The sequence below is a fragment of the Flavobacterium sp. genome (assembly GCF_049318185.1).
Taxonomy (GTDB): domain Bacteria; phylum Bacteroidota; class Bacteroidia; order Flavobacteriales; family Flavobacteriaceae; genus Flavobacterium.
Map to the genome: position 1 here is coordinate 1 of NZ_JBMOGV010000078.1, position 10,819 is coordinate 10,819.

The 10,819-nt window shown below is 31.0% G+C and carries 9 protein-coding genes; 6 read left to right on the forward strand and 3 right to left on the reverse strand.

Going from position 1 to position 10,819, the window contains the following annotated elements; translation table 11 throughout:
• The coding region (locus tag ACOYLT_RS08035; protein ID WP_422853343.1) for an aminotransferase class V-fold PLP-dependent enzyme at nt 1-772 on the forward strand (772 nt) is incomplete at its 5' end.
• Between the two features lie 14 nt (nt 773-786).
• Here the strand turns inward: ACOYLT_RS08035 and ACOYLT_RS08040 are convergent.
• Nucleotides 787-1,659, reverse strand: coding sequence for a lysophospholipid acyltransferase family protein (locus ACOYLT_RS08040; protein ID WP_422853344.1), 873 nt, complete (start codon nt 1,657-1,659; stop codon nt 787-789).
• Between the two features lie 99 nt (nt 1,660-1,758).
• Here ACOYLT_RS08040 and ACOYLT_RS08045 point away from each other — a divergent pair, with 99 nt between their 5' ends.
• Complete coding sequence (locus ACOYLT_RS08045) at nt 1,759-2,400, forward strand: rhomboid family intramembrane serine protease (protein ID WP_422853345.1); 642 nt, start codon at nt 1,759-1,761, stop codon at nt 2,398-2,400.
• A gap of 51 nt (nt 2,401-2,451) precedes the next feature.
• Entirely contained in the window at nt 2,452-3,192 is a 741-nt protein-coding gene (locus ACOYLT_RS08050; RefSeq protein WP_422853346.1) for an SIMPL domain-containing protein, read from the forward strand.
• A gap of 207 nt (nt 3,193-3,399) precedes the next feature.
• Here the strand turns inward: ACOYLT_RS08050 and ACOYLT_RS08055 are convergent, their stop codons facing one another.
• Together ACOYLT_RS08055 and ACOYLT_RS08060 are read right to left on the reverse strand one after the other, a co-directional pair.
• On the reverse strand, nt 3,400-4,887 hold the full coding sequence (locus ACOYLT_RS08055; protein ID WP_422853347.1) for an SLC13 family permease: 1,488 nt from the start codon (nt 4,885-4,887) through the stop codon (nt 3,400-3,402).
• A gap of 8 nt (nt 4,888-4,895) precedes the next feature.
• Nucleotides 4,896-5,804 (reverse strand): hypothetical protein, encoded by a 909-nt coding sequence (locus ACOYLT_RS08060; RefSeq protein ID WP_422853348.1) that lies wholly within the window; start codon nt 5,802-5,804, stop codon nt 4,896-4,898.
• A 539-nt stretch (nt 5,805-6,343) separates the two neighbouring features.
• On the opposite strand from ACOYLT_RS08060, the gene ACOYLT_RS08065 reads away from it, so the two are divergent.
• The 3 genes from ACOYLT_RS08065 to ACOYLT_RS08075 form a co-directional block, all read left to right on the forward strand.
• The gene (locus ACOYLT_RS08065; RefSeq protein ID WP_422853349.1) at nt 6,344-7,042 is read left to right on the forward strand and encodes a sensor histidine kinase; all 699 of its coding nucleotides are present in this window, start codon (nt 6,344-6,346) and stop codon (nt 7,040-7,042) included.
• A 75-nt stretch (nt 7,043-7,117) separates the two neighbouring features.
• A complete protein-coding gene (locus ACOYLT_RS08070) occupies nt 7,118-7,852 on the forward strand; it encodes a LytR/AlgR family response regulator transcription factor (protein ID WP_422853350.1) in 735 nt (244 codons plus the stop codon).
• A 125-nt stretch (nt 7,853-7,977) separates the two neighbouring features.
• A partial coding sequence (locus tag ACOYLT_RS08075; protein ID WP_422853351.1) for a beta strand repeat-containing protein occupies nt 7,978-10,819 on the forward strand: 2,842 nt, incomplete at its 3' end.

The following is a 10,819-nucleotide window of genomic DNA, read 5'->3' on the forward strand; positions in this document are numbered from 1 at the left end:
GCATCCTGATGAAGAAAGTTATTTAGATGCTATTTTCTTTTCGCCTCATAAATTTCTTGGTGGTCCAGGCACTTCAGGAGTTTTAATTTTTAATAAAAATCTATATAAAAATAATGTACCTGATTGTCCTGGAGGAGGAACAGTAAGTTGGACAAATCCTTGGGGTGAACATAAATATATTGATAATATTGAAGACAGAGAAGATGGCGGAACACCTGGTTTTCTTCAAGTGATTAAAACGGCGTTGGCTATTCAGTTAAAAGAGCAAATGGGTGTTAAGAATATCTTGGAACGTGAACATGAAATTGTAGATTATATTTTCAGTGAATTGAATGCTATTGATAATATTCATATCCTGGCTAATCAACATCAAGATAGGTTAGGGGTGATTTCTTTTTATATAGATAATTTGCACTTTAATCTTGGTGTCAAATTATTGAATGATAAATTTGGAATTCAAACTCGAGGCGGTTGCAGTTGTGCCGGAACTTATGGTCATTACTTATTACATGTAGATCATGAAACATCAAATGATTTAGTTTGCCAAATTACATCAGGCGATTTAATAAAAAAACCTGGTTGGATTAGAATGTCTGTTCATCCTACAACAACTTCAAAAGAAATACAGTTTGTTTGTGATAGTATCAAATCATTAGCTCAAAATCACTCTGATTGGTCAAAGGATTATCAATACAACTCAAAAACTAATGAGTTTATTCACAAAGAAGCTAAAAATAATGAGGAATTAATGGTAAAAAGTTGGTTTTCCTAACGATAAACAGTATGTTATTTTTTCTTGTGTTTCCAGCGATTGTGTGTCCATAAATAAAATTCTGGCGCTTCATAGATTTGCTTTTCTACTCTACGTAAAAACTCATCAGTTAATTGATAATCAGGAACTTCTTTTGGATTGTCAAATAGGTGTTCAAAAGTAGCTTCATAATAACCACGTTTCACTTTTTTTACACGAAGAAAAAGCACATTCATATCAAATCGCTTGGCTAACATTTCAGCACCAGTATGAACAGGCGTTTCGATGCCCATAAATTTTTGCCAATGAAAAGTTTTACTAACTTGTGGTGATTGATCGCTAGCAAATCCAAATAAACCTAAATGATTGTTTTTTGCATTTTTTTCCATAGTTGGAATTGTATCTTTAGTATTTATTAGTTTTGCTTTAAATCTTGAACGAATATCTCTAACTAATTTATCAAAATACTTGTTGTTTATTTTTTTGTAAATAGCATATCCTTCATATTTAATTTTACTATTCATAGAAATTGTCCATTCATAACAGGCATAATGTGCTATCATTATAGCTATGCTTTTATTCTTTTTCTCCATTTCTTGGTACATTTCAAAGTTGGTAAAAACAAACCTTTTTTCAATTTCATTTACAGAAATAGTCATCGTTTTTATCATTTCTAAAAACATATCGCAAAGGTGACGGTATGATTTTTTTTCAATTTGTAAACGCTCTTTTCTAGATAAATGTGGTAAAGCCAAGGTAATATTACCGCGAACAACTTTTTTTCTGTAACCAATAATGTAGTAAATTAAAATATAAACACAATCAGAAAGCATATACAATATTCTGAAAGGAAGTATAGAGATGAACCAAATTATAGGATATAGTAAAATAAAAAAAACGAGTTGCATTTAAATAATTTTTCTGCAAATATAAAGTTAAAAGTTATTTTACCTATTTAACATTAACAAAACATAAAGAAGTATTATTTTTACTAAAATATTTAAAAAATGGAAAGTATATATTTAGTAGGTATAATATTGGCTAACATATTATTTAGTTTAAAAGGTTTTAACGATGTATTCTTTTTTAAAAAATATCAATTTCATGTTGGAAGTATAAGAGCAGGTGAGCAAATTAGAATGATTTCTTCTGCTTTTTTGCATGCGGATATAATGCATTTGGCTTTCAATATGATTGCTTTGTATTCCTTTGCGCCCGTAGTTATTAGTCAATTAGGGAATTTTACTTTTTTATTACTATATGTTGGAAGTTTAGTTTTTGGAAGTCTATTGACTATGGTTTTTCATGGTAACGATAATAATTACAGTGCCGTTGGAGCATCGGGAGCTGTGACTGGAATAATATATTCTTCAATTTTGTTATATCCCGATATGGTAATTGGAATTTTTGGAATAATTCCTATGCCAGCTTATGTTTTTGGAATTGCCTATTTGATGTATTCTATATATGGGATGAAAGCTAAACGTGATAATATAGGACACACTGCCCATTTTGGTGGTGCAATAGGTGGTTATGCTATTACTTTACTAAAAGACCCAATATTGTTTCAAGAAAGTACTTTGATGGTTATTCTATTAGCTATTCCAATTGTTATACTTTTTGTATTAGAAAAAATGGGAAAACTATAATTGGCATAACTTTTGAAAATTATAAAATAGTATCAATTAAAAGAATAAATTATGAAATCGAAAATTCAAAAATGTCCAAAAATTAATTACTTATCAAATAGTAAAAATCTAATTTTAGTAGTAGCTTTATTTTTAGCTATTGCACTCCAAGCACAAGAAACAAAGCTACAAGTTCCTCAAATTTCAGTGACAGGAGAAGGAAAGGTAAAAGTAGAACCTGATCAAGTGATTATCAATGTTGGTTTTCAAAATTCAGGTAAAGATGCCAAAGAAGTAAAATCATTAAATGATGAAGTTGTAGATAAAGTAATAAAGTTTTTGAAAAAAAGCGGAATTCCCTCTACAGACTATAAAACAAAAAATGTTAATCTTTACAAAAGCTATGATTATGAAAAAAAGAAATATAACTACCAAGCCAGTCAATCAATAAGTATCACTTTAAAAGATTTATCAAAATATGATGAAATAACTACGGGATTAAATGATGTTGGTGTGAACTCTATTCAAGGTGTTGAATTCAAATCATCAAAGATGGAAACCTATGAAAGAGAAGCGCGTAAAAAAGCCATGGAAAATGCCAAACAAAAAGCGGCTGATTATGTTTCAGTATTAGGACAAAAGGTAGGTAAAGCTTTATTAATTACTGATAATTCGCAATCCTATTATCCGCAGCCTATGTATAAAGGAAATGTTATGGCAATGGCATCAGATGCTTCTGCAACAAGAGAAACTTTAGCCGTTGGTGAAATTGAAATCAATACTAATGTAAGTGTGACTTTCGCTTTGGAATAATATTATCTAGTTCAAAAATAAAAAAACTCCTTAATGAATTGAGGAGCTTTTTTCTTAGTGGGGAGATATAGATTTATCTTCAAATCAAATGCTGATTTTTATAGATTATTTTACTGAGGAAATGTTATAAAAAAAACTTCAAAACTTCAAAACTTCAACTTTCGTAAAGCGGTTAAAATAAAAATGAATTTGCAAATAATTTTGTGTTTATTTTGTTATTCCAAACACATAAGTGCCCCAATAATTCATTGCAAGACTAATTACAATCCCTGATATTATTATTAAAATTAGTCCTGGCAAGAGCATTTCTTTCATTTTAATTTGACCTGTAGCAAAGAGGATTGCATTTGGCGGAGTTGATATAGGTAGTAAAAAAGCTGCTGATGCACCAAAAGTGATGGGTATCATCAAAAACAAAGAGTTGATTTTAAGCGAAATGGAAAGTGCTACACATAATGGTAATAAAGCTTGAGCCACAGTAACATTTGCAATAAATTGTGTCATTAATATTGCAATAAAACAAGTAGTTAGAATGATAATTATCATTTCGTTTCCAGAAAGTAATCCTATTTTTGAAGCAATCCAATGTGTCAGGCCAGAAACTTCAAAACCTTTTTCCAGAGCAAAGCCACCTCCAAATAATAAAATAATTCCCCAAGGTATTTTAGAGGCAGTTTCCCAATCCATTATGGTATTTCCTGGTCTGTTTTTTGAAGGTATAATAAAAAGCAAAATGGAGATAAATGCTGCAACAACTGCGTCTATGATATAGTCAGAATGATTAAAAAGCGAACTCCATCCGGGAATTTGAAACGAACCAATTACTATATCCGCTCGAAATATCATCAACAAGGCAAATAGTAAAAACACAAACAATACCACTTTTTGTTCATAGGGAGTTTTGCCGAGTTTCATATTTTCTATTTTAAAAAAAGTATTGTCAATGATTTCGAGTTTTTTATTGGGTTTAAAAAAGAGATATAAAATCAAAAACGCGGCAATAATCAAAATAAAATAAATTGGAAATGCAAAAATCATCCAATTTGCAAAATTAATTTTAAAACCACTTTTGAAAGAGGTTTCATATATTTTTTTAAAAACCAAATTTGTTGGAGTCCCAATTAAAGTTGCCATACCTCCAATTGAACTAGCATAAGCAATTCCCAGTAAAAGTGCTGTCTTGAATTTGCCTAATTCTTTTTCGCTATATATTTCTTTAAGTTTATCTAAAACAGATATACCTATGGGAAGCATTAATAAAGCTATTGAAGTATTGGACATCCACATTGAAAGAAGAGAAGTAACTAGCATGAATCCAGCTAAAATTTGGAAGGTCCCCTGTCCAAAAACGATTAATGTTCTTGAGGCAATTCGTTTATGAACTTCCCATTTTTCAATGGATAATGCGAGTAAAAAACCTCCTATATATAAAAAAACGACTTCATTAAAATAAACTTTTGAAATTTCCTCGCCACTAATTATTCCCGTTAAGGGAAACAATAATATAGGTAATAACGACGTAATAGCTACAGGCACAATGTCTGTAACCCACCATCCAAGCATCCATATTGCAATGCCAATCATAATTCCAATTTTAGGATTAGATTCACTAGGATTGAAAAAGGTACAAAAAAGAATAAAAACTAAAGGAAAAGAAAATAGCTTTAAATATTTTTTGAGATTATTGTTTTTCATAAATAAAATTAATTAAAAAATATACTAACAGCATTATTTGACATTAAAGTTGCATTATGTCCAGAATTTGCAACGGTGTTAAATTGCCAATTAAAAGTAGATTGAATTGTGTTCGCATAAATTTGGCTTTTTGAAAAAAAATAGTTTGCGCGCTCAAGCCTATTTAATCCTTGTAAATCGCTCGCGTTATTATGACGAAGCGTAGGGTCTGAGCCATTATTATCTAATTCGCCAACAGTGATATATAATTTTCTACTAAAATAATCATTCGGATTAATTGCTGCAATGGGACAATTTAAAATTCCATAAGGAAAATTTGCAACACCATCAGGAACTGTATACCAACCACTGTTTGCCGCAACCGCTTTATCGTATCTTGCATCTGGTTTTATTAATACAAATCGATGAACAAATTGGCCACCACCTGAATGACCAAACATATTATAAGTAAGTGCATTACTTCCAGAATTTGTTTTAATATAATCAAATAGAGGTTCAACTATAGAAAATGTCCACACACTTTCATTATTTAGTGTTTGGATGGTTGGATAATTTCCGTCTTGATATACATTTCCAATAATGTAAGAGCTTCCGCCTGGGAAATCAGTACTATTGAATTCTGGAGCAAAAACCATAAAACCATATTGATTTGAGGCGTTAATCCATATATCACGATACTCATTTGCATTTCTTTCGTCACCATGAAATAACATTACAATTGGCATGTTTGTTCGATTACCGCTTGGAATATTATAAAAAACATTTATAGGTTTTTGAGGCAACCCAGAATAAGTAAAAACAAATTGACTTGAACCACTATTCAATTGATTTGTTTGAATGGCTGAGGCGTTATCTTTTTCGCACGAAATAGTTATAAATAAAAAAAATATCGAGATTTTAAACATGAAATTTTTCATAGTAAAAATAATTTTATTTATAAATTTTATGCAAGATGTAACAAATAAAATTCAATTCAAAAAAAAAGTGTAGCTTAGCATTATCATTGAGATAAATGAATATTAGCAGTTATTTTAACTTACTGCATATTTTTGTATTTTCACTGCAATTTATTTGTTACTGATGTCGAAAAACTAGAAATTATTTTTTCAAAAGATAAATTTATTTATATAAAAGTTAAATTGAAATGTTGAAATCCAAGCATTTATTATTTGTTTTCAAAAAAATTATTTTTCAATTTTTTTATTTTTCATTTATTTCAGTTATTTATTATGAATTGTTAGATAATATACTTAAATTAAATTCTGTCAATGATACTATTTTCCTTGTTCTTGAAATGCTCTTTTTTTGTTATTTGCTTTTTTTTATCAATATTAATTTTTTAGAAAAAGAGTTAATAATTAGAAAGAGGGTTTTGAGTGTATTGTTAAAAAATGCTCTTTTAATAACTGTATTATTATTGGTATGGTCCTATTTTAATCTTGTATTTAAACTTCCGTTGGAATTAAATTTTGTAGATTATCATTTGTTATTTTTATTATTTACGTTAGCTTCATCTCTTTTTTATTTGGATTTCATCAATCACTTGCAAAATAAATCCGAGATGGTTCGTCTTATAAAAGAGAAAAAAAATTTTGAAGTTGAATTATTAAAAAGCCAATTCACACCACATTTTCTATTTAATACTTTGAATTCAATTTATTCAAAATGTCATAACACAAGTCCAGAGGCGGCAATAATGATTTATGATTTATCGAATTTTATGCGCTATTTAATATATGATTGTTCTACGCATCGTGTTCTCATTAATAGAGAAGTAACTATGATTCAGGATTTTATTAAATTATATAAACTTAATTATAATTCACAAATTGATATTGATTTTATTCACAAACTCTATGATGAAAACCAACGAATTGCTCCAATGTTGCTATTGAATTTTGTTGAAAATGCTTTTAAACACAGTCAAATCGGAGTTTCAAAAGCAGCTTATGTAAAAATTGAATTGGCTACAGATCATGAATTTTTATATTTTAAAATTAAAAACAATAAGATGGCTATTCAAAATAAACTAGAAAAAGGTGTTGGAAATTATAATACTATAAACCGTTTGGAATTAGATTATAAAGACCGATATACATTTGAAGTAACTGATTTGGAAAGTACTTATGAAATATATTTAAACATAAGATTATAACAATAAATTTAAATAGATTAAAATTACGGTCTTAAACTCCTGATATTTAATTAAAAAGTAAAAAATAAAATAGTTATGAATACAATAAAGTGTTTTATAATTGATGATCAAGAACCAGCTTTTCGATTAATTGAGGAGTACATTTCAAAAATCCCGCAGCTTGAAATTGTAGGGATTTCTAACGAACCTATGGAAGCATTGACTAAAATTCAGCAACAGCACGTAGATTTGCTTTTCTTAGACATTAACATGCCTGTACTTAATGGGATTCAGTTTCTCAAGACTTTAAAAAATCCTCCAAACACCATTTTTACTACTGCATATTCTGAATATGCACTTCAAGCGTTTGACTTAAAGGTAATTGATTATTTAGTAAAACCAATACCATTTGAGCGTTTTGTAATGGCTGTTAATAGAGTTTTTGATAAAAAAAATGCTATAATTCCCGAAATTACTCCTGCTGAAAATGAATTTCCAGAAACTCAATTTACAGATTTTAGTTTTTTCAAAACGAATCAAAATAAACTAGAGAAAATTAATTTTAGTGAAGTAATATTTATCGAAAGTCATGGTGAATATGCTCGATTTCATACCAAAAAGAAGATTAGTGTTTCAAGAGTTTCTTTAAATAGATTAGAAGAAATATTTCCTAAAAACAATTTTTTCAGAGTCCACCGATCTTTTATTATTAATATCCATAAAATTGAAGCAATTGATGGTAATTTAATTGAAATTCAAACTTATAAAATCCCAATTAGTAAAAGCAGAAGAGAAGACTTAAATAAATTAATACTTCATAATAATTCTTAACTTTTTTTTCATTTAAATCAAATTATACACTTATTACTGCAGAATTCATTATTTACAAAGTTTTTATTTAGAATAAAAATAATATGTATTTATTTTTGATTATTATTAATTATAATTGAAAATTGATGAAAACTAAATTTTACTCATTATTATTATTTCTTTTTTGCCTTTCTATTACTGGATATGCACAAACAGGTATTGGAGCTTATTCTGTTCATGATGGTGGATTTGAGAACCACACAACTACTCTTGCCGGAGGAAACGCTTCAAATGCAGCTCTATCTTCTTCACTTTGGACGGCTAGCACTACTTCAAACGTTGTTAGAGTTTTAAATTCAACTGGGGGTAGAAGTGGTCCAAAATATGTCTCATTAGGATCAACTAGTGGTACTTTAAAAAATTTCTATTCCCCTCAAATAGCTGGGGCATTTGCATCTAATACCACCTATCAAATTCAATTTTGGTATAAAACAGCTTCAACTACTGCTTTAGATGCAAGCACAGTTGACTTATTTGTAGATAACACCTCTGCAACTCAAGCCCCTCCAATTGGAATCAAACAAAGCGTAGCTGCGGGTTTATCAACTAGTATTTCGAATTGGACTAAAGTTGCTGTTTCAATTACTACTAATGCTACTGTAGTTGGAAATTTTGGAGTTGCAGGATTTACTATTGATGCCGCTTCTGCTGGATATTCAGCAGATTTTGATGATTTTGTTATTTATCAAGCTAACTCTCCAGATATCACAGCACCAAATTCACCAGGTGCAATTACAGCTAGTGGTGCTTCTAATGGTGGTGCTAATGTTAGTTGGAATGCCGCAACTGGTGGTGTTGATGGTGGAGGTTATGTAGTTGTTCGTTTTGCTTCTACTGTTCCATCTGCCACAGATGATCCAAATCAAAATGGAATTTATAAATTTAATAATTCTATTGGTGCTGGCGTAGTAAGATACATTGGAACAAGTACGTCATTTACAGATACTAGCTTGAGTCCAGGAGTGGATTACTACTATAAAGTTTATTCTGTTGATAAAGCATTTAATTATTCAATGGAAAGTACTACTAGTTCCCCAGTACAAGCATTGGCAACAACCTATTATTATAAAGGTACAGGATTATTGACTGATGTTGCTAATTGGGGATTAAATACAAACGGAACTGGAACTTCACCTACTAATTTTGTAGATGCTTCTCAAGTGTTTGAAATAAGAAATACAACTGCAGTATCACTTGATGGAACATGGACAGTTGGAGCAGATCCTGCCAACGGAACAAAAGTGCGTTTAGGGAATACAGATCAAGCTCCCATTATACTTACTTTAAATTCAGGAGCATCAATCGGTCCTGCAGGAACAGGAAATCTCGATGTTATGGTTCCATCTTCAGGAAACCAGACTGTCATTTATAAAGGAACTACCGCACTTTCATTTGGAAACATATTTGACACTAATCTAGAAGTTATCTATGATGGTGTTACTGTTTCATCTGCTACAACTAAAAGCTTTGGGACAGTTTCGCTCTTAAATGCTGCCAATGTAACATTTACGGCTACTCCTGTTATTAAAAATCTAACCGTTGATGAAAGTTCAATACTAGTAGCGCCAACTAGTGCTTCATCTTATATTATAATTCCTACTGGGGGATTGGTTAGCATTAATGGAACTGTAAAAGTGCCTAAATTAACCGGTTTTGTTTCAAGTGGAGAAACTCCAAGTAGTAACGGTGCGGATATTCAATTTGTTGGAACTGAAAATCTTACTTTAGGAGCTAATAGTACGGTAGAATACGTTCGTGTAGCAGCAAGCGCACAAACTGTAACAGCAAGATCCGATTACAGAAACCTTACTTTGAGTGGATCAACTCCAAAGAATATTAATGGACCTACAATTGTTTCGGGAACTTTTACCGTTAATCAAACAGCTCCAGCTACAGCAGTCACATTAAATAGTGACTTGACTATCAATGGAACACTTTCTTTTGTTTCTGGTAAAATCACTACAGTAAGTAATACTTTAACTATAGGAAATTCAGGAAGTATCACTGGTGCAGGCTTAACATCAGGATGGGTTGTTGGTAATTTGAAAAAACAAACAGCTTCTGGAGCAAGCCCTACCTTTAATTATGCCATTGGGGATTCAAATAATTATACTCCTTTAGCATTGACTTTTTCAGGAAATACAACTGCAGCTGGAAGTATTAGAGCTTCTTCAACCTCAGGTGATCATGCCGCTATTGCTAGTTCATATTTTAATGGTTCTAAAAGTGTTAACAGAACTTGGACTTTAACTAATGATGCATTAGTTGATTTCGGAACTTACAGTGCTGATTTCAATTATACAAGTGGAGATAATGATGCTAATGTTTCATTGGCTAATTTTAAAGTAGGTTTGTATAGCAGTGCTGTTTGGTCTTATTTTACTACTTCTAATGTGACTGCTACTACAGCAACAGCAACTGGTATATCAGGATTTGGTGATTTCGCAATTGGAGAATATATAAGTGCACCAATCGCATCGTCACAAATATTTTGTGCTCCAGCGACAGTTGCTAATTTAGTGGCAACAGGAACAGCTATTCAATGGTATGCAGCCGCTACAGGTGGAGATGCTTTAGCTCCTGATGTTGCATTAGCTTCTGGAAATTATTATGCTTCTCAAACTTTAAATGGTTCTGAAAGCGCAAGAACAGCGGTTGCTGTAACAATTCAAGCTGCACCAAACGCAGGAACAAACGGAAGTTTAATAATCTGCGCAGGCACAAGCGTAAGTGAGTCCTCATTATTTGCAGCTTTAGGCGGAACACCAGCGACAGGTGGAACATGGTCAGCTACAACAGGTGGAGCAGGAACGTATACTTACACTCAAGCAGCGACTTCCCCTTGTACAACTCCTAACACAGCTACTGTAACGGTAACAATTCAAGCTGCACCAAACGCAGGAACAAACGGAACATTAAGTTTAATTG